The sequence below is a fragment of the Pseudomonas sp. KH_024_B2 genome (assembly GCF_057839965.1).
In genome coordinates this window covers 5,443,208-5,463,191 of record NZ_CM174502.1, presented here as the reverse complement: position 1 = coordinate 5,463,191, position 19,984 = coordinate 5,443,208, and the positions used below count along the sequence as shown (strand labels likewise).

Genomic DNA, 19,984 nt, shown 5'->3' with positions numbered 1-19,984 from the left:
AACGCATGTATCACGGAGAGAAACTCAACGCCTGGACGCATCTTGTAGGGGCGGTCGCGGCGTGTATCGGGGCGGTCTGGTTGCTGGTGATTGCCAGCCTGGACGGCAGTCCCTGGAAGATTGTCAGCGTGGCGATTTATGGTTTCACCTTGTTGGTGCTGTACAGCGCGTCGACGGTGTATCACAGCGTGCAAGGACGCAAGAAAGAGATCATGCAAAAGGTCGATCACTTTTCGATCTACCTGCTGATCGCCGGGAGTTACACGCCGTTCTGTCTGGTCACCTTGCGCGGCCCGTGGGGCTGGACCTTGTTCGGGATTGTCTGGGGCCTGGCAATCATCGGCATCCTGCAAGAGATCAAGCCGCGCTCCGAGGCGCGGATCCTCTCGATCGTGATCTACGCGGTGATGGGCTGGATCGTGCTGGTGGCGGTCAAACCGTTACTGGCGGCGCTGGGCCCTATCGGTTTCGCCTGGCTGGCGTCGGGCGGGGTGTTGTACAGCGTGGGCATCATCTTCTTCGCCCTCGACAGCCGTCTGCGGCATGCCCATGGAATCTGGCACCTGTTCGTGATCGCCGGCAGTCTGCTGCACTTTGTGGCGATTCTGTTTTACGTGCTGTGACGCCGCGATTAACCCTTATTCATCAACCGATCCAGCTGCTCCTGAGCGCGACTGCTGAAAATCTCCAGCAGGGTGCTCAGGGTATGTGCAGGCGCTTCATTGGCGCGGGTTATGGCGTACAGGGTGATCGGCAGCGCCGGCGCCAGCGGCCGAATGGCGGTGGTGGCCGGAGAGGCGCCGAGGGCGGTGAACGGGTCGATCACCGCCAGCCCGGCGCCCGATTCGACCATGGCCCTGGCCAATGAATAGGTCTGCACAGCAATACTGATCCGTGCCGGTGGTTCGACGGCTTTCAGATAGCTGTCGAGTTTTGCCGATAACGGGTCGGCGCTGGACAGACCAATCAACGGCGCATCGGCCAGCTCCATCAGTGGCAACGGCTTGCCTTTGGCGTCGTCAGGCCAATAACCCAGTGGTGCCAATACCACCAGAACACCGTGAGCCAACGCCTGGGCAGTCAGTCCGGGATGGTCCGGCTGCTGGAGGCTGAGGGCGACATCAATTTCGCGCATCAACAGATTCTGCACCAGCTCGCGACTGTGGGCGCTGGACAGTTCGCAGACGATGTCCGGATAACGCCGGGTCCATTCGCTGATGGTCGGTGGCAACAGTGACAGGGCCAGCGCCGGTGTGGCGCCGATGCGCAGGCTGTGACCGGGTTTGCGGCGCAGGCTCTGGGCCAGGCGGCGCACGCCTTGCAGGCTTTCGGTGACTTTGTCGACCTCGCGTTCCAGTTCCAGCGCCTCGGGCGTGGCTTGCAATTTGCCGCGTATTCGCAGGAACAACGGGAAGCCCAATTGCAGCTCGGCATGTTGCAGAACCTTGGTCACCGCCGGCTGCGAGACGTGCAGCAATTGCGCCGCGCCGCTGACTGAGCCGGTCTGGCGGATGGCCTGAAAAATCTCAATGTGTCGCAGTCGCATGGCAAGTCCATAACCTTTGTTTATGGTAGCCGCATCTTTATTCATTGTTCGGCGCCTGTCACCTGGTCCTAACCTCAAGCTCGTTTCAACAACGGCTAAGGACTGACATGGCTCAGCGGGTTTGCATCATCGGTGGTGGCGTGATCGGGTTGGCGACCGCCTACGCACTGGTTCGCGATGGCTTTGACGTCACCCTGGTCGAGGCTCGGGATTCGCTGGGCAGCGAAACCAGTTTTGCCAATGGCGGCCAACTCTCTTATCGCTACGTCGCACCGCTGGCCGATGCCGGCGTGCCATTGCAGGCGATCGGCTGGATGCTGCACGGTGATTCGCCATTGAAGCTGCGCCCGCGTTTCGACCTGGCGCAGTGGCGCTGGATGGCGTCGTTCCTGGGCGCTTGCCGCACTTCAGTGAACCGCAAGAACGCCGGTCATCTGTTGCGTCTGGCGTTGTTGAGCCAGGCGACGCTGCAAAGCTGGCGGGACGAGGACCGTCTCGACGGTTTCAACTGGCGGCGCAATGGCAAGCTGGTGACCTTCCGCGAGTCGGGCAGTTTTGCGCACGCACGGCAACATCTCACCGATACCGGTCACCAGCACGTACTGTCCCAGGCCGACTGTGCACAACTTGAACCGGCGTTGAGCGGAGCACCTTTTGTCGGCGCGATCTACACCCCGGACGAAGAGGTCGGTGATTGCCACGCTTTCTGCCAGCAACTGGCCGCGAGACTGAAGGCTTCGGGCCGCTGCGAGTTTCTGCTGGGCCGTTCGGTGACGGGCATTCGTCATGCGCACGGCGTGGTGCAGGCCGTCGAGCTAGGCCATGAAGTCCTGCCAGTCGAGCAACTGGTGATCGCCGCCGGTCATCGAAGCCCGGCCCTGGCGCTGCCCGGTATGCATGTGCCGCTCTATCCCCTGAAGGGTTACAGCCTCACCGTGCCGATTGGTGCGCAACATCGCGCGCCGGACATCAGCATCACCGATTACGACCGCAAGATCGTTTACGCACGCATCGGCCAGCAATTGCGGATAGCGGCGATGGTCGACATCGTCGGTTTCGATCCGGCCCTTGAGCCAAAACGTTTGGCGTTGATGAAACGCCAGGCCTACGGGACTTTTCCGAATGCCGGGGACTACGACGCAGCCATCGAATGGGCCGGCATGCGCCCGGCCACCCCCAGTGGCGTGCCGCTGATCGGTGGCAGTGGCTATCGTAATCTCTGGCTCAACCTCGGTCACGGCGCCTTGGGCTTCACGCTGGCCTGTGGCAGTGGGCGGCTGCTCAGCGAGTTGATTGGCCAGCGCAGTACCTCGATCGATATGCAGGGCCTCACACCCCATGCCGCCTGACACCTCGTCCATTAGAAGGAAATCTGTATGACCATCAATCGAATCAACAGCAACAGCCGACTGTCCGCTGCCGTGACCTTCGGCGACCTGGTATTTCTGTCCGGCCAGGTGCCGGGCACCAGTACCGACGTGAGCGGCCAGACTCGCGAGGTGCTGGACAAGATCGATGCCTTGCTGTCCGAGGGGGGTAGCGATAAGGATCATCTGCTCAGTACGACCATTTACCTGAAGGATATTCAGAACGATTTCACCACTATGAATGAGGTTTGGTCGGCCTGGTTATCGCCGGGTCAGGCGCCGACCCGCACGACCCTGCAAGCCGAACTGGCGCGGCCTGAAGTATTGGTAGAAATCACCGTCATCGCGGCTCGCCGCTAATCCCCCTACACCCACAACGGAGAATAACAATGCAAAAAACCACGTTGATCGGCTGCACCCTGAGCCTTCTGCTCAGCGCCCAACTACAGGCTGCCGAAGCGCCGCTTACGGGCACGCTGAACAAGATTGCCAATGCCAAAAGCATCACGCTGGGCTACCGCGATGCGTCGGTGCCGTTCTCCTATGTGGGTGACAACACTGGCCAGCCGATGGGCTATTCGGTGGACCTGGCGAGCAAAGTCGTCGAGCGGATCAAGCACAAACTCGATCTGCCGCAGCTCAAGGTGAACTACAACCTGGTGACCTCGCAGACCCGCATCCCGCTGGTGCAAAACGGCACCGTCGACCTGGAGTGCGGCTCTACCGGTGTCACCGCCGAACGGCAGAAGCAGGTGGCGTTTTCCTATGGGTTTATTTATGTGAAGGGCCAACTGCTGACCGCCAGGGACAGCGGCATCAACAGCTTCGCCGACTTGCGCGGCAAGAACGTGGTGACCACCGCCGGCACCACTAACGAACGCTTTATCAAAAACTACAATGCCGAGCACAAGATCGACATGTTCGTGATCAGTGCCAAGGATCACGGCGAAGCCTTCCAGATGTTGCAAACGGGCCGGGCCGCGGCGTTTTATATGGATGATGCGCTGCTGTATGGCGAGCGCGCCAAAGCCCGCGATCCGCATAAATGGGTCGTGGTGGGGGAAGAGCAGTCGCGGGAAATCTACAGCTGCATGGTGCGCAAAGATGACCCGCAGTTCCTCGCGGTGGTAAACGATACGCTGGCGGACCTGTATCGCTCGGGTGAGATCAACGGGATCTATCAGCGCTGGTTCGAACAACCTATCCCGCCCAAGGGCTTGAACCTGGAATTCCCGATGACCAGTGAGCTGAAAGCCATCATCGCCAAGCCGGTGAGCGATCCGGTGCAGTAACTGGTCGCTCCAAGCAGATCGTTCCCACGCTCTGCGTGGGAATGCAGCCCGTGACGCTCTGCGTCACAAGAGCGGACGCAGAGCGTCCATTGAGGCATTCCCACGCTGGAGCGTGGGAACGATCAACGGCTGCTTATTGCCCGCGAGGCTTTTTAGAAATCACCCCAAAGCTGCTGGGCAACCGCCAACGCCACCACCGGCGCAGTCTCGGTCCGCAACACTCGCGGACCAAGGCGTGCGGAATGGAAACTGGCGTCTTGAGCCTGATCGACTTCGGCATCGGACAACCCACCCTCCGGCCCGATCAAGAACGCCAGCGTCGCCGGTTTGGCATGACTGACCAGTGGCTCGGCCACCGGGTGCAGCACCAGCTTCAATTCGGCTTCGGTCTGTTTCAACCAATCGGCCAGCAGCAACGGTGGATGAATCACTGGCACTCGTGAGCGCCCGCATTGCTCGCATGCGCTGATGGCGACCTGGCGCCAGTGCATCAGGCGTTTGTCGGCGCGCTCGTCCTTGAGGCGGACTTCGCAGCGGTCACTGAAGATCGGGGTGATTTCATTGACCCCCAGCTCGGTGGCTTTCTGAATCGCCCAATCCATCCGCTCGCCACGGGACAAGCCCTGGCCCAGATGAATCTGCAGCGACGATTCGATCTGCCCGGCGAAGCTTTCATCCAGTTGGACCACTACGCGCTTCTTGCCGACTTCCAGCAGCTTGCCGCGAAACTCAAACCCTGAACCGTCGAACAATTGCAGCGCATCGCCCTCGGCCATGCGCAGCACGCGACTGATGTAATGCGCCTGGGCCTCCGGCAGTTCGTGTTCGCCGAGGCTCAAAGGGGCGTCGATAAAGAAGCGGGACAGTCTCATTCTGGATCTCTGGGAAGGGTGTGAATCATCTGAAGGTCGTGCCGACCTTTTCGCGGGCAAGCCCGCTCCCACATTGTTCGAGGACTCCTGTGGGAGCGGGCTTGCCCGCGAATACGGACTGCCCGACACCACAGAATCCCCGGGTGGACTCAATCAGCCCGGATCACGAAAATCCGGATGGAAATTCGCCGGCACCGCCACGCTGATGTCGCTGCGTGTGGCGATATCTATCCCTTCACTGGCCACTTCGGCCAGGAAGTCGATCTGCTCCGGGGTGATCACATACGGTGGCAGGAAATACACCACGCTGCCCAATGGCCGCAGCAAGGCGCCACGCTCCAGCGCATGCTGGAACACCTTGAGCCCGCGACGTTCCTGCCACGGATAAGCGGTTTTACTGGCCTTGTCCTGAACCATCTCGATAGCCAGCACCATGCCGGTCTGACGCACCTCCGACACATGCGGGTGATCGACCAGGTGCGCGGTGGACGTGGCCATGCGCTGGGCGAGGGCCTTGTTGTTCTCGATCACATTGTCCTGTTCGAAGATGTCCAGGGTCGCCAGCGCTGCGGCACAGGCCAGTGGATTGCCGGTGTAGCTGTGGGAGTGCAGGAACGCGCGCAGGGTTGGATAGTCGTCGTAGAAGGCGCTGTAGACATCTTCGGTGGTCACGCAGGCGGCCAGCGGCAGATAACCGCCGGTCAGGGCTTTGGACAGGCAGAGGAAATCCGGGCGGATGCCGGCCTGTTCACAGGCGAACATCGTCCCGGTACGGCCGAAGCCGACAGCGATTTCGTCATGGATCAGGTGCACGCCATAGCGGTCGCAGGCTTCACGCAGCAGCTTGAGGTACACCGGGTGATACATGCGCATGCCGCCGGCGCCCTGGATCAGCGGCTCGACGATCACCGCGGCGACGCTGTCATGATTTTCCGCCAGGGTTTGTTCCATGACGGCGAACATGTTGCGCGAGTGTTCTTCCCAGTTCATGCCTTCCGGGCGCAAATAGCAGTCCGGGCTCGGCACTTTGATGGTGTCGAGCAGCAGCGCCTTATAAGTCTCGGTGAACAACGGCACGTCGCCGACCGACATCGCGGCCATGGTTTCGCCGTGGTAGCTATTGGTCAGGGTGACGAAGCGTTTCTTGTTCGGCTGGCCGCGGTTGAGCCAGTAATGAAAGCTCATTTTCAGCGCGACTTCGATGCAGGACGAACCGTTATCGGCGTAGAAGCAGCGGGTCAGGCCTTCCGGGGTCATCTGCACCAGACGCTCGGACAGCTCGATCACCGGCTGATGGCTGAAACCGGCCAGAATCACGTGCTCAAGTTGATCGACCTGATCCTTGATGCGTTGATTGATCCGCGGGTTGGCGTGGCCAAACACGTTGACCCACCAGGAACTGACCGCATCGAGGTAGCGTTTGCCTTCGAAGTCTTCCAGCCAGACGCCTTCACCGCGCTTGATCGGGATCAGCGGCAGTTGCTCGTGATCTTTCATCTGGGTGCAGGGATGCCACAAAACCGCGAGATCGCGTTGCATCCACTGATTATTCAGGCCCATTTTCACTCTCCTCGAGGCGGTCCGTGACATGCGCGGACATACAATCGCGCAAGCCTATGCAATGCACGGCGCGGGGACAACCCATTGTGTCGTTTCAGCTACTCTGAATGTGGCCATAGACGCCGCTGGCGGGTGTGTGATGCCTGACGTATCCTTCGCGGCTCTTTGAGTCGTCTGGCTCGATAATCCAACACTTTCCTCGTTTTATTCCGGAGTTCGCTGAATGTCTGCTGGTTGGCTGCGCGCCTGTGCGCTGGTGATGATAGGGCTGTTCAGTGTCTCGGCGCTGGCAAAAGACAAACAACCCACGGCGATCGTGATCGGCGGAGGATTGTCGGGCCTGACGGCGGCTTACGAGCTGCAGAACAAAGGCTGGCAGGTCACGCTGCTGGAAGCCAAACCGAGCCTGGGCGGCCGCTCGGGCATGGCCACCAGCGAGTGGATCGGCAACAACAAGACCCAGCCAGTGCTGAACAAGTACATCGAGACCTTCAAGCTGGGCACCTCGCCGGCTCCGGAGTTCGTCCGTACGCCTGGTTACCTGATCGACGGTGAGCACTTCACTGCGGCTGATCTGGCGGTTAAACAGCCAGCGACTAGCGATGCGCTCAAGCGCTACGAAAAGACCCTGGATGATCTGGCGCGCTCCATTGAAGATCCGCTGAATCCGGCGGCCAACAGCACGCTGTTCGCCCTCGACCAGATCAACGTTGCCAACTGGCTGGAACGCCTGCAATTGCCAGCCACGGCGCGTCAGCTGGTCAATCAGCAGATTCGTAGTCGCTACGACGAGCCGTCGCGTTTGTCGCTGTTGTACTTCGCACAGCAGAGCCGGGTTTATCGTGGCGTTGCCGATCGCGATCTGCGGGCCTCGCGTCTGCTCGGTGGCAGCCCGGTGCTGGCGCAAGCCTTCGTCAAACAGCTGAAAACCATCAAGACCAGTTCAGCGGTTTCGGCCATTACCCAGGATAAGGACGGTGTCACCGTCAAGGTCGGTACCGTTAGTTACCAGGCCGACTACGTGGTGTTGGCAGTGCCATTGCGCGCACTGAGCAAGATTCAGATGACGCCATCGCTGGACGCTCTGCACCAGAATGCAATCAAGGGCACCAACTACGGCTGGCGCGACCAGATCATGTTGAAGTTCAAGACCCCGGTCTGGGAAAGCAAGGCCCGGATGTCCGGTGAGATCTACAGCAACACCGGCCTGGGTATGTTGTGGATCGAGCCGGCCCTGAAGGGCGGCGCCAACGTGGTGATCAACCTGTCCGGCGACAACGCGCGGATCATGCAGGCCTTCGGCGACAAACAGATGGTCGATCAGGTGCTGATCCGTCTGCACGCGTTTTATCCACAGGCTCGCGGCGCGTTTACCGGCTATGAGATCCGCCGCTATAGCACTGACCCGTCTACTGGCGGTGCGTACCTGGCCTTTGGTCCAGGTCAGATCAGCAAGTACTGGCGTCTGTGGGAACGCCCACTGCAACGCGTAGCCTTTGCCGGCGAACACACCGACGCCTTGTACCCAGGCACTCTGGAAGGCGCTTTGCGCACCGGCCAGCGTGCGGCCAGTCAGGTCCAGGATCTGGCGGCAGGCAAATCCTTCGAACCGGCGAAAGTGGTTCCGGTTGCAGCAGCTGCTGCGGCAGGCGCGGGCGCGGCGAAAGCCGCTCAGGGGAATTTCTTCTCCACTATGTTCGGTGGTTCGTCCGATAAAGCGGCGGACAAGAAACCAGAGCCGGCCAAGGTTGAGGCCAAAGCCGAAGAGTCCAAACCAGGCTTCTTTTCGCGGATGTTTGGTGGTGCGGACAAGGTTGCGGTCAAGCCGGTAGAGCCGGTTGCGCCAGTCGCTCCAGCGCCAGCTCCTGAGCCCGTTGCGGCTCCAGCGCCGGTTGAACCGCCAAAACCGGCTGTACCGGTAAAAGCCGAGCCGGTGAAAAAAGCACCGGCCAACGCTGCGGTGAAAAAGCCAGTGGCGAAAACCGAGGCCAAAAAAGCTCCGGCCAAACCTGTAGCGAAGAAAGCGCCTGCCAAAGTGGAGCCAGTGAAAAAAACCGCAGCAGCTACTCCGGTAGTAGTGACTGACGCCAAGGCTCAGTAAACCCCTTCAGGGCGCGGCGTCCATGCCGCGTCCTGCCTTGACTGATAAATCGCCTTCGCGGGCAAGCCCGCTCCCACAGGGGAATGCGTCGCTTTTGTGGGAGCTTGCCCGCGAAGACGTCTGATCAGGCAACATCAAATTCGGCTAGACCCTCATCACACCCGCCACACATTCGCCGTTAATCTTTCCTTAACCCACCCCTCTCAGACTCTCTTGATCGTATTTCTCGATATTTCAAAGCGAAATTTTCCGCTTTAAATCGATAGGTAAATCGATAGTCTTGGGCGCAGTTCTTACAGGATTCAGGCAATGCAGCTCCGTAACTCTTCATCCCGCTACGGCTGGGTCGGCATTATTCTGCACTGGGGCGTGGCGCTGGCGGTCTTCGGCCTGTTTGCCTTGGGATTATGGATGGTCGGTCTCGATTACTACAGCACCTGGCGTAAAGAAGCGCCGGACCTGCACAAGAGCATTGGCCTGACGCTGTTCGCGATCATGCTGCTGCGCGTGCTGTGGCGCTTAATCAGTCCGCCGCCGCCTGCTCCGGCCAATCACGGGCGTTTGACCCGCCTTGGCGCCACGTTTGGTCATGGGTTTCTCTATTTCGGTCTGTTCGCTGTGATGATCGCCGGTTACCTGATTTCCACCGCAGACGGTGTCGGAATTTCGGTGTTCGGCCTGTTTGAAATCCCCGCGCTGATTTCCGGATTGCCGGACCAGGCAGATGTGGCGGGTGCGGTGCATTTGTACCTGGCCTGGGCACTGGTGATCTTCTCCGGTCTTCATGGCCTGGCGGCCTTGAAACACCACTTTATCGACCGTGATGCGACCCTGACTCGAATGCTGGGGCGCAAAGCCTGATGTTCAACCTCGACTCCAAAGGAATAGAAAGCATGTTGAAAAAGACTCTCGCTGCTCTGGCAATCGGTACTGCGCTGTTGTCGGCCGGTCAGGCGATGGCCGCGGATTACACAATCGACAAGGAAGGTCAGCACGCCTTCGTCAACTTCAAGATCAGCCACTTGGGCTACAGCTTCATCTACGGTAGCTTCAAGGACTGGGACGGAACCTTCAGCTTTGATGCAAAAAATCCTGAAGCCAGCAAAATCAACGTGATGCTGAAAACCGCCAGCGTCGATACCAATCACGCAGAACGTGACAAGCACATCCGCACGCCGGATTTCCTCGATGCAGCGAAATTCCCGGAAGCGAAATTCGTGTCGACTTCGGTTAAATCGACCGGCGCTGACACAGCTGATGTGACTGGCGACCTGACCTTGCACGGCGTGACCAAGCCAGTGGTCATCGCTACGCGTTTCCTGGGCGAAGGCAAGGATCCATGGGGCGGCTACCGCGCAGGCTTTGAAGGCACTACCACCATCAAGCTGAAAGATTTCGGGATTCAGAAAGACCTGGGTCCAAAAACCCAGGAGCTGGCGCTGGACATCTCGTTTGAAGGTGTTCAGGCGAAGTAACTTTCGCGGCTTACACAAAAACGCCCCCGATCTCGCGATTGGGGGCGTTTTTTTTGCCGAACAGTAATTACACAGACGATGCGAAACGAGTGTGGGGCTTGCATCGCGATGCAGGCGCCGCGGTTTGTCTGAATCACTGCGGTGATGCCATCGTTTGGGTTTTGAGCGGCGGGTTCCTGGCGTGACGACTGATCGTCACGTGCAGGGTGCTTTCATCCCCTGCGAACGGTCCGAACAGAACTAAAGCTTATTCCTACGTATTGTCCTACAGACGTCATTAATCCTTTCTTAACTCGCTACCCATAATATTCATATCGTACTTTGAGATGTTTGCAATGAATATTTACGCATTTATCTCACAAATAGTTCGATGATTTTTGGCGTGTCTGCATTTGGATTGGGTTTGTGGCCTCTACAGGACTGAAACACCACCTTATTGCCCGTGATGCGACCCTGGTTCGAATGCCGGGACGCAAAACCTGATGCTCAAACTCATTTCACAAGGAATGGAAAATATGTTGAAAAAGACGTTTGCTGCTTTAGCTATTGGTCCTGCTATGTTGTCTGCTGGTCAGGTGATGGCTGCTGATTATGTGATTGACAAGGAAGGCCAGCATGCCTTTGTCGACTTCAAGGTCAGCCACTTGGGCTACAGCTTCATCACCGGTACATTCAGAGATCTCGACGGCAAGTTCAGCTTCGACGCTGACAAAGCTGAAGACAGTAAGATCGAACTGAACGTGCGCACTGCCAGTTTGTTCAGCAATCACGCCGAGCGCGACAAGCATCTCGGTGATAAAGAGTTCCTCAATGTTCGTCAGTTCCCTAACGCCAGGTTTGTCTCTACCAGCGTCAAATCCACCGGTAAGAATGCCGCAGGCAAGCAAACCGCAGATGTGACGGGTGACCTGACCCTGAGTGGTGTGACCAAATCGGTGGTGGTCAAGGCCATCTTTCTGGGTGAAGGCGAGGATCCCTGGGGTGGCTACCGTGCTGGCTTCGAAGGTACTACCGCTATCAGGCGTGAGGATTTCGCCCAGACCGGGAGGTTGGCCCCAGAATCCAGCCTTGTTGAGCTGTACATTACATTTGAAGGGATCAAGGCAAAAAAATAATGCAGCTCACATAAAAACGCCCCCGATCGTGAGATCGGGGGCGTTTTTATTAGCGGGAGAAATCAGCGATTGCGGGTCAGCAATGCCGGTTTCTCACCACGTGGACGGCTTGGCAGTTGATCGAGCTGCTCAGGTGTCGGGAAGCGATCGCTTTTCGACTCCTTGTGCATGATCTTCGGCTGGTTCTCGCGCGGGTTTTGAACGGCGGGTTCCTGGCGTGATGACTGATCGTCACGTGCCGGGCGACGGTTGCGTGGCTCTTCACGACGGGCCTGGCCGTCACGTGGAGCACCGCTACGCGGGCCGTTACGCTTGGCGGGCGGGGTGCCAGTGCTGGCACCGCTGCCATTGCGCGGAGCGCTTGGGCGGCCCGGGCCACCGCTGCGTGGTGCAGAGGCACCTGCCGGAGCGCCGCTGCCCTGAGCTGGAGCGCCCGGACGGCGGCCACGGCCTTGAGGTGCTTTCTGCTGCGGGACGTAGTCGACGCGGTTACCGAAATTGTCTACGTCGTCGTCCAGAAACTCGTCTGGTGCACGATCAGCTGCTGCGCGTGGAGCCGGCTGACGCTGCTCACGGGCCGGAGTGCCTTCGCGCGGCTTCTGCTCGCGAGCAGGGCGTTCGGAACGGGTTGCGGCCGGCTTTTCTTTGCCGCCCTTGTCCTTGCCTTTGTCTTTACGACCACCGCCACCACCGCTGCCATTCGGGCCATCGCCACGTGGACCGCGCGGAGTATTGCGTGGGTTACGCACATCCGGACGTTCACGAACTTCAGGCTTCTCGGCTTCTACGGCACTGGAGTCAAAACCCATCAGGTCGCCATCGGCGATTTTCTGTTTGGTCATGCGCTCGATGCTTTTCAGCAGTTTTTCTTCATCCGGAGCCACCAGCGAGATCGCCTCGCCCGAACGACCGGCACGGCCAGTACGGCCAATCCGGTGAACATAGTCTTCATCGACGTTCGGCAGCTCGAAGTTGACCACGTGTGGCAGCTGGTCGATATCCAGGCCGCGGGCGGCGATATCGGTGGCGACCAGAATCCGCACTTCACCGGCCTTGAAGTCGGCCAGGGCTTTGGTGCGGGCGTTCTGGCTCTTGTTACCGTGGATGGCGACGGCAGTGAGGCCGTGCTTGTCCAGGTACTCGGCGAGACGGTTGGCGCCATGCTTGGTGCGGGTGAAGACCAGAACCTGTTCCCAGGCGCCGGCAGTGATCAGGTGCGCCAGCAGCGAACGCTTGTGGCTGGCAGCCAGGCGGAACACCCGTTGCTCGATACGCTCGACCGTGGTGTTCGGTGGCGTGACTTCGATGCGCTCCGGGTTGTGCAGCAACTTCCCGGCCAAGGCGGTGATGTCGTTGGAGAAGGTCGCGGAGAACAGCAGGTTCTGACGCTTGGCTGGCAAGCGGGCGAGGACCTTTTTCACGTCATGGACGAAGCCCATGTCGAGCATCCGGTCGGCTTCGTCCAGCACGAGGATTTCCACGTGGGACAGGTCGACGCTGCCTTGGCCGGCGAGGTCGAGCAGGCGGCCAGGGCAGGCCACCAGCACGTCAACGCCACGGGACATGGCCTGAACCTGTGGGTTCATGCCGACGCCGCCGAAGATGCAGGCGCTGACGAATTTCAAGTCGCGGGCATAGACCTTGAAGCTCTCATGCACTTGAGCAGCGAGTTCGCGGGTCGGGGTCAGGACCAGTACGCGCGGTTGGCGCGGGCCGTGACGCTGGGATTTGTCCGGGTGACCATTGGGAAACAACCGTTCCAGAATCGGAAGGGCGAAGCCACCGGTTTTACCAGTACCTGTCTGTGCCGCGACCATCAGATCGCGACCTTGCAACACGGCGGGAATGGCCCGCTGTTGCACCGGAGTAGGCTCGGTATAGCCCGCTGCCTCGATGGCGCGGACTAAAGCCTCGGAGAGACCGAGGGAAGCAAAGGACATGAGTAATCCTGTTTTAGTTAGGGCTTGGCCCAAAGGGATAGTCTTGCCTGGCGCGAATGGCGTTTAAGAGGACGCAATCCCGTCCGGTCCTGCTGGGTCTTGAAGGCTTGTCTGGAAGCGCTCGCGCGGGCCTGGGGCTGCGCTGTAGCGGTGTCAAGATGCCTTTTACTAGACCGAGCGTCCGGGCGTGAGCCTGGCGGGAAGGCCGGAGTATAACAGAGCAATCAGTGCGCGCCGCTTTCCTGCTGCTCAACGGTTTTTTCCGGGTTGTCTGAAGGAGTCGCTTGCTGGGTCGCGGTGGTCCCCTTGCCGGCATACCGGGCACTGAGCGCGGCGTAGGCCGGTTCTCGCTTGAAGCGCTTGAGTTCGGCACCGAAGCGCTGCACCAGCAAGTCCATGCCAACGTTACGCCGTAGCGCCAGATACTGGCTATTGCTGCTGATCACCGTGGGGTTTTCGCTGATCTGGTCGCGTAGATGCAATTCATCGAGCAAGTGCTGGCCAACCCGGCGATCAGTGATCAGCAGGTCAATGCGGCCGCGCACCAGTTTGCCGAAGTTGGCTTCGTGACTGGGCGCCGGTTCGTGCTTGAACAAAGTCGACTCGCTGAACTCCTGGCTGTACATATAGCCCGGCGACGTCCCGATGGTCAGGCCGCGCAGGTCGTCGAGAGTGCGAAAGGGGTGAGGGCGGTCATTGGCATGGAACAGCACGAACTGCACTTGCGACAACGGTTCACTGGGGTAAAGCAGTGTGCTGTCGCGTTCGTCGCTGTGAAAAATATCCAGTACGCCGTCGGCCTGACCGGTTTCCAGCATGGCCAGGCAACGCTTCCAGGGCAGGAACTGCCACTCCACCTCGATCCCCAGGCGCTGGAAAACGATCGCCGTGGTTTCGTAGTCCAGACCACGATACTGACCGTTTTCCTCGTACACATAGGGGGCCCAGGGCTCGGTGACAATGCGCAGCTTCTCGCCTCGGGCGGCAAAGCTCAGGCAAGTAAAAAGGAGAACTGTCAGTAATTGGGCAATGACGGGCATTGTTTGAGATTACGACGAGAGGTCATCAAATAGCTAGAGTCTGTCTAGATCAAGCTTCAGTCACCCTTTGCCTGGATCAAATGCAGGTAGATGGCTTTACGTCGCTGGCCGAGCACCAGGCGAATGACCGGATGGTTGAGCCAGTGTTCCAGTTGATGGCTGTCCAGAGGTTTTTTAAGGCGTCTCTCGACGTTTTCCTGAGCCTTTTCCCACCATACAGGGGCACATGCCTGATCAAACTGATTGGTGTGGCGATAGCAGCCGTAGAGAATTTCCCGCATGAACTGACGCTGATGTCGGGGCAAGGCCAGCGTCAGGACTTTATAAGCCAGGCGTTGCAATGTCGGCGGGCGCGGCAGGGTGGCTGTCACCAGGCGGGTTTCGTCCAGGGCGATGCTGCTGGTAAGCGCTGCGCGATGTTTGCTCAGCCAGGCGTTGACCTTGGCGCGAAACAGCTGCTTGCGGCTCCAGTAGTGATGAATCAGGTCGGGGCATTCGCGCACCTGTTTTGTGCGATAGGCCGCCACTGACAGGCAGAACTCCTCAAGGGTGTAGGCGCCTTCGGCCAAGGAGTAAAGCTCGTCCATCAAGGCGATCGAATGATCCAGTATGGCTGCGTCCGCACGGTTCAGGCCGATCACGCCCGAGTTCAGGAGGGGCATCTGGTCATCGGCAAGATTTCTCTCTTGCAGCACAGAGGCGAGCGTCCGATACAGAACGGCTTCCTTGTTGGCGCCGTAGCGAATGCCGAACGCATTGCACAGCAGGGTGCCTGGCTGGATGCGGCGGAACAGTTCAAGCGGCGAGCAATGGAAGAAGGTGTCGGTGTCGATTAGCAGCGCGAGCTCGGACTCCTCGAGCACCTGGCGCATCACTACATGCTTGGCGCGGAAGTGATAGCCGTGGGGCGCTATCCAGGCCTGACGCGTGTTTTCATCCAGCGGGCGTATCTGCACGGGAAGGTCTTGGTAGGGCTCAGGGTTATCCGTGAAGACCTGAATGTCGAGGGCTTCGTCCGGCGTTTCTCGCATGCCCGCCAAGGCACTGGCGATGCTGAAGATCGCTTCCTGATGATAGGTGTCGGCACCGTAAACCAGGTAGACCAATTGCGGGCGTGGTGCGTGGCTGCTAATAGGCATTTGCGGCGATTTTCTTCTTGTGGGTCAGGTAATAAAAAGGCCCTGGATTTCGCCGGGGCCTTCTCTGAATGCTGCATTGATTTAGCGCGGCAGCTTCAGGTTGTTCCAGATAGCGAGGCTTGGTTCAGCCTGGTTCAGGGTATAGAAATGTAACCCCGGTGCACCACCTTGTAATAAACGATCACACATTTCAGTGATGACCTGCTCACCGAATGCCTGAATGCTTTGGGTGTCATCACCGTAGGCTTCCAGCTGCTTGCGGATCCAGCGTGGGATTTCCGCGCCACAGGCGTCGGAGAAGCGCGCCAGCTTGCTGTAGTTGGTGATCGGCATGATGCCCGGCACGATCGGAATGTTCACACCCATCTGCTGTACACGCTCGACGAAGTAGAAATAGCTGTCGGCGTTGAAGAAATACTGGGTGATCGCACTGTCGGCGCCAGCGTCGACTTTGCGCACGAAGTTGCGCAGATCGTCTTCGAAATTGCGTGCTTGCGGGTGCATCTCCGGGTAAGCGGCGACTTCGACATGGAAGTGGTTGCCGGTTTCTTCACGAATGAAGCTCACCAGATCATTGGCGTGGCGCAGTTCACCGCTGGCCATGCCCATGCCCGAAGGCAGGTCACCGCGCAAAGCGACGATACGGGTGATGCCCGCATCCTTGTACTGGCTCAGCAGGCTGCGCAGGTCATCCTTGCTGTCGCCGACGCAGGACAAGTGCGGTGCGGCAGCAACTTTGACTTCGCTTTCGAGCTGCAACACGGTGTTGAGCGTGCGATCACGGGTGGAGCCACCGGCACCGTAGGTGCAGGAGAAGAAATCGGGGTTGTAGCTGGCCAGCTGACGGGCAGTGGCGATGAGCTTTTCATGCCCAGCATCGGTCTTGGTCGGGAAGAACTCGAAGCTGTAGCGACGGTCTTGGGACATGGTCGTATCCTTGGAAATGCGTAAGCCGGTGAGGCTTGCACATCCCATGTAGGAGCGGGCTTTTGTGGGAGCCGGGCTTGCCCGCGATGCTGACACCTCGGTGTTTCAGGAACACTGAGGTGATGCTATCGCAGGCAAGCCAGCTCCCACAAAAAGCCCGCTCCCACAGGGAGAGCAGGCAGCAGTGCCGATCAGTAGCGGTAAGCGTGTGGCTTGAACGGGCCTTCGACGGTAACGCCGATGTAGTCAGCCTGTTGCTTGGTCAGCTGAGTGACCACGCCACCGAAACCGCGGACCATTTCCAGGGCCACTTCTTCGTCGAGTTTTTTCGGCAGTACTTCAACGGTCAGACGCTCGGCTTTTTGGGCTGGCGACAGGTCGGCGTACTTCTGACCGAACAGGAAGATCTGCGCCAGTACCTGGTTGGCGAACGAGCCGTCCATGATCCGGCTAGGGTGGCCGGTTGCGTTACCCAGGTTAACCAGACGGCCTTCGGCCAGCAGGATCAGGTAGTCGTCGTTATGCGCGTCGAACGCGCCCGGGCCGGTGCGGTGAACCTTGTGAACCTGTGGCTTCACTTCTTCCCATGCCCAGTTCTTGCGCATGAAAGCGGTGTCGATTTCGTTGTCGAAGTGACCGATGTTGCAGACAACAGCGCGCTTCTTCAGGGCTTTGAGCATGTTCGAGTCGCAAACATTGACGTTGCCGGTTGTCGTCACGATCAGGTCGATCTTGCCCAGCAAGGCGGTATCGATGCTCGCAGCCGTACCGTCATTAATCCCGTCGATGAATGGCGAGACCAGTTCGAAACCGTCCATGCAGGCTTGCATGGCGCAGATCGGGTCGACTTCGGAGACTTTAACGATCATGCCTTCCTGACGCAGCGACTGGGCCGAGCCCTTGCCCACGTCACCGTAACCGATGACCAGCGCTTGCTTGCCGGACAGCAGGTGGTCGGTACCGCGCTTGATCGCGTCGTTCAGGCTGTGACGGCAGCCGTACTTGTTGTCGTTCTTGCTCTTGGTCACCGAGTCGTTGACGTTGATGGCCGGGATTTTCAGTTCGCCCTTGGCCAGCATGTCCAGCAGACGGTGAACGCCAGTAGTGGTTTCTTCGGTAACGCCGTGGACGCGGTCCAGGATCGCCGGGTATTTCTTGTGCAGCAGCTCGGTCAGGTCGCCGCCGTCGTCGAGGATCATGTTGGCATCCCAAGGCGCGCCATCTTTCAGGATGGTTTGCTCCAGGCACCACTCGTACTCTTCTTCAGTCTCGCCTTTCCAGGCGAAAACCGCGATGCCGGCAGCAGCGATAGCGGCGGCGGCCTGGTCCTGAGTCGAGAAAATGTTGCAGGACGACCAGCGTACTTCGGCACCCAGGGCAACCAGGGTTTCGATCAGTACGGCAGTCTGAATGGTCATGTGGATGCAGCCGAGGATTTTTGCACCTTTGAGCGGCTGCTCACCAGCGTACTTGCGACGCAGACCCATCAGGGCCGGCATTTCCGATTCGGCGATGATGGTTTCGCGACGGCCCCAGGCAGCCAGGGACATGTCGGCGACTTTGTAGTCGTTAAAATCTGCAGGCGTGATTACAGCGCTCATGAAGAGCCTCCATTCGTAAGTATGCGAATGGGCGCCGTTGTGCGTTTAAGGCCTGACCGGATCATCCTGGCCAGACAACGCCCCATCCGAGCCTGACAGGTCTAACCTGCTGCAGCGCCCCTCGGACAGGTGGCGGGAAAACGGTACCAAGTGAAGGTTGCCGTTTTGAAACGGTGGGGATTATAGCGGGCTATGCTGATCTTCCAAAGCGTTTCTGTTGGTCAATGTCCGAACGGTAATCGAGACCATAGGCGATGCTTGATAGAGCTTAAGGTAGTGCTCTGCCATGATGCCGGGCATCAAAGGCAAGACGGTCAGGAGTGAACATGAATTTCCACACCCGCAAATGGGTAAAACCCGAAGACCTCAACCCCAACGGCACGCTGTTCGGCGGCAGCCTGTTGCGCTGGATCGACGAAGAAGCGGCGATCTACGCCATCGTCCAGCTAGGCAATCAGCGCGTGGTCACCAAGTACATTTCCGAAATCAACTTCGTCAGCGCCTCGCGTCAGGGCGATATCATCGAGTTGGGCATCACCGCCACCGAATTCGGCCGCACCTCGATCACCCTGACCTGCGAAGTGCGCAACAAGATCACCCGCAAAAGCATCCTCACGGTCGATAAAATGGTCTTCGTGAATCTTGGTGAAGATGGTCTGCCGGCACCCCATGGTCAGACCGAGATCAAGTATGTGAAAGATCAGTTCAAGGATGACGGGATAGACGCGTAAACGCGGTACCGGTGTGATCAGCTGGAAGCATTGACCGCAACCGCTTCGCGACGTTGCAGATAGATGAAGAACAGCGCGGTGAGTACGGTCAGGCCGCTGACCAGCGCGCCGGTCCAGGGCAGCTCGGCGAGGTCGGCGCCGCTGGCGACTACCAGGCCGCCGATCCACGCGCCAGCGGCATTGCCGAGGTTGAAGGCGCTTTGGTTCAGGGTCGAGCCAAGGTTCGGCGCTTCGTGAGCCTGATCGATGATCAGCAGTTGCAGAATCGGACACAAGGCGAACGCGAACACCCCCCACAGCAGCAGGGTGATGGCGGCCGGGATCGCCGAGTGGCTGGTCTGACTGAACGCGGCCAGCACGATTGCCACGGCCAACGCCATGCCCACCAATGACGGCAGCAAGCGGCTGTCCGCCAGACGACCGCAATCACACCAATCACCGAAACTGCCCAGAAGGTCGAGCGCCAACCGGCGTATTGCCCAAGCGCCGTGCCCAAAGGCACCCCGAGCACGTTGGCCAGCGTCAGGCCGGTGAACATCATGGCAATCGCCTGCGCCCGTTTGTTTGGTGCCACCAGCCCGGCGGCGACCACCGAGCCGATGCCGAAGAACGCGCCGTGGCACAGCGCGGTGATCACCCGGGCGGCCATCAAGGTCGTGTAGTTCGGCGCCAGAGCGCAGAGGATATTGCCGAGGATGAACATCAAGGTATGCGCAGGGTCTCTGTCTGTAGTCTTGACGCTCTGATCAGGCATACGCATGCCGGCTACCTTCTCCGTGGGAGTGGGCAGCAGCAGAATTGGAATAGGTATGTGGGCTGGTGTTGATCGGCATGCTGGTCATGAAGTTTTAAACCATGGAACTCTGAATAGGAATCTGCAATGACTGTCGCGTTCTGGTGTGTGTTGATCGCCATTTTTCTTCCGTATCTGTGCGCCAGTGTTGCCAAGTACAGTGGCGGCAAGTTCGGGCTGCGGGAGAACCATGATCCGCGGGCCTTCCTCGAAACCCTGGAGGGGGTCGCCAGGCGCGCTCATTGCGCACAGTTGAACAGCTTTGAAGTGACCCCGGCGTTTGCCGCAGGGGTGATCATTGCGTACATCGTCGACAACGCCGAGCTGGTGACCATCGACGTGTTGGCGGTGCTGTTCATTACCAGTCGTTTGCTCTACATCATCTGCTACCTGGCGGACTGGGCGATATTGCGTTCGCTGGTGTGGTTTTTGGGTTTGGCGCTCATTGCCAGTTTCTTTTTTGTGTCGATTTGAGGGCGAGCGCT

Annotated in this window: 18 protein-coding genes, 1 pseudogene and 1 riboswitch; of the genes and pseudogenes, 10 read left to right on the top strand and 9 right to left on the bottom strand. The window is 59.1% G+C overall.

The annotated features are described in order from the left end of the window. The first annotated feature begins 5 nt into the window (after positions 1–5). On the top strand, positions 6–623 hold the full coding sequence (gene trhA, locus AC3I0A_RS25395) for a PAQR family membrane homeostasis protein TrhA (protein ID WP_489375260.1): 618 nt from the start codon (positions 6–8) through the stop codon (positions 621–623). 8 nt (positions 624–631) lie between these two features. Here trhA and AC3I0A_RS25390 read toward each other — a convergent pair whose 3' ends face one another. Beyond that, positions 632–1,546, bottom strand: a complete 915-nt coding sequence (locus AC3I0A_RS25390) for a LysR family transcriptional regulator (protein ID WP_489375259.1) — start codon at positions 1,544–1,546, stop codon at positions 632–634. Positions 1,547–1,653: 107 nt separating this feature from the next. Between AC3I0A_RS25390 and AC3I0A_RS25385 the strand changes: the two genes are divergently transcribed. Genes AC3I0A_RS25385 through AC3I0A_RS25375 form a run of 3 tightly spaced genes read left to right on the top strand, consistent with a single transcriptional unit; the run spans position 1,654 to position 4,205 of the window. After that, positions 1,654–2,895, top strand: coding sequence for a D-amino acid dehydrogenase (locus AC3I0A_RS25385; RefSeq protein ID WP_489375258.1), 1,242 nt, complete (start codon positions 1,654–1,656; stop codon positions 2,893–2,895). Positions 2,896–2,922: 27 nt separating this feature from the next. Then, positions 2,923–3,273, top strand: coding sequence for a RidA family protein (locus tag AC3I0A_RS25380; RefSeq protein WP_489375257.1), 351 nt, complete (start codon positions 2,923–2,925; stop codon positions 3,271–3,273). A gap of 29 nt (positions 3,274–3,302) precedes the next feature. After that, positions 3,303–4,205 (top strand): transporter substrate-binding domain-containing protein, encoded by a 903-nt coding sequence (locus AC3I0A_RS25375; RefSeq protein ID WP_489375256.1) that lies wholly within the window; start codon positions 3,303–3,305, stop codon positions 4,203–4,205. Between the two features lie 152 nt (positions 4,206–4,357). On the opposite strand, the gene AC3I0A_RS25370 is transcribed toward AC3I0A_RS25375, so the two are convergent. Both AC3I0A_RS25370 and AC3I0A_RS25365 read right to left on the bottom strand, forming a co-directional pair. Next, positions 4,358–5,077, bottom strand: a complete 720-nt coding sequence (locus AC3I0A_RS25370) for a 16S rRNA (uracil(1498)-N(3))-methyltransferase (RefSeq protein ID WP_489375255.1) — start codon at positions 5,075–5,077, stop codon at positions 4,358–4,360. Between the two features lie 153 nt (positions 5,078–5,230). Further along, positions 5,231–6,637, bottom strand: coding sequence for an adenosylmethionine--8-amino-7-oxononanoate transaminase (locus AC3I0A_RS25365; protein ID WP_489375254.1), 1,407 nt, complete (start codon positions 6,635–6,637; stop codon positions 5,231–5,233). A gap of 223 nt (positions 6,638–6,860) precedes the next feature. Here AC3I0A_RS25365 and AC3I0A_RS25360 point away from each other — a divergent pair, with 223 nt between their 5' ends. The 4 genes from AC3I0A_RS25360 (at position 6,861) to AC3I0A_RS25345 (ending at position 11,328) form a co-directional block, all read left to right on the top strand. Beyond that, the gene (locus tag AC3I0A_RS25360; protein ID WP_489375253.1) at positions 6,861–8,738 is read left to right on the top strand and encodes an FAD-dependent oxidoreductase; all 1,878 of its coding nucleotides are present in this window, start codon (positions 6,861–6,863) and stop codon (positions 8,736–8,738) included. Positions 8,739–9,047: 309 nt separating this feature from the next. Then, positions 9,048–9,599: a cytochrome b gene (locus tag AC3I0A_RS25355; RefSeq protein WP_489375252.1), complete on the top strand. Its 552-nt coding sequence runs from the start codon at positions 9,048–9,050 to the stop codon at positions 9,597–9,599. A 32-nt stretch (positions 9,600–9,631) separates the two neighbouring features. Next, entirely contained in the window at positions 9,632–10,213 is a 582-nt protein-coding gene (locus AC3I0A_RS25350) for a YceI family protein (protein ID WP_489375251.1), read from the top strand. Between the two features lie 515 nt (positions 10,214–10,728). Next, on the top strand, positions 10,729–11,328 hold the full coding sequence (locus AC3I0A_RS25345) for a YceI family protein (RefSeq protein WP_489378597.1): 600 nt from the start codon (positions 10,729–10,731) through the stop codon (positions 11,326–11,328). A 62-nt stretch (positions 11,329–11,390) separates the two neighbouring features. Here AC3I0A_RS25345 and rhlE2 read toward each other — a convergent pair whose 3' ends face one another. The 5 genes from rhlE2 to ahcY form a co-directional block, all read right to left on the bottom strand. Further along, positions 11,391–13,268: an RNA helicase RhlE2 gene (gene rhlE2 / locus AC3I0A_RS25340; protein ID WP_489375250.1), complete on the bottom strand. Its 1,878-nt coding sequence runs from the start codon at positions 13,266–13,268 to the stop codon at positions 11,391–11,393. 224 nt (positions 13,269–13,492) lie between these two features. Next, entirely contained in the window at positions 13,493–14,308 is an 816-nt protein-coding gene (locus AC3I0A_RS25335) for a substrate-binding periplasmic protein (protein ID WP_489375249.1), read from the bottom strand. A 56-nt stretch (positions 14,309–14,364) separates the two neighbouring features. Continuing rightward, on the bottom strand, positions 14,365–15,447 hold the full coding sequence (locus AC3I0A_RS25330; RefSeq protein WP_489375248.1) for a hypothetical protein: 1,083 nt from the start codon (positions 15,445–15,447) through the stop codon (positions 14,365–14,367). A gap of 81 nt (positions 15,448–15,528) precedes the next feature. Beyond that, on the bottom strand, positions 15,529–16,374 hold the full coding sequence (gene metF, locus AC3I0A_RS25325) for a methylenetetrahydrofolate reductase [NAD(P)H] (RefSeq protein ID WP_489375247.1): 846 nt from the start codon (positions 16,372–16,374) through the stop codon (positions 15,529–15,531). Positions 16,375–16,565: 191 nt separating this feature from the next. Beyond that, on the bottom strand, positions 16,566–17,975 hold the full coding sequence (ahcY, locus tag AC3I0A_RS25320; RefSeq protein WP_489375246.1) for an adenosylhomocysteinase: 1,410 nt from the start codon (positions 17,973–17,975) through the stop codon (positions 16,566–16,568). A 22-nt stretch (positions 17,976–17,997) separates the two neighbouring features. Then, positions 17,998–18,104: riboswitch (S-adenosyl-L-homocysteine riboswitch) on the bottom strand. Positions 18,105–18,301: 197 nt separating this feature from the next. On the opposite strand from ahcY, the gene AC3I0A_RS25315 reads away from it, so the two are divergent. Next, positions 18,302–18,706, top strand: coding sequence for an acyl-CoA thioesterase (locus tag AC3I0A_RS25315; RefSeq protein ID WP_489375245.1), 405 nt, complete (start codon positions 18,302–18,304; stop codon positions 18,704–18,706). 17 nt (positions 18,707–18,723) lie between these two features. On the opposite strand, the pseudogene AC3I0A_RS25310 reads toward AC3I0A_RS25315, so the two are convergent. Further along, positions 18,724–19,415 (bottom strand): annotated as a pseudogene (locus tag AC3I0A_RS25310) (MFS transporter); the annotation flags it as partial. A gap of 171 nt (positions 19,416–19,586) precedes the next feature. Here AC3I0A_RS25310 and AC3I0A_RS25305 point away from each other — a divergent pair. Then, complete coding sequence (locus AC3I0A_RS25305; protein ID WP_489375244.1) at positions 19,587–19,973, top strand: MAPEG family protein; 387 nt, start codon at positions 19,587–19,589, stop codon at positions 19,971–19,973. Positions 19,974–19,984: the final 11 nt, after the last annotated feature.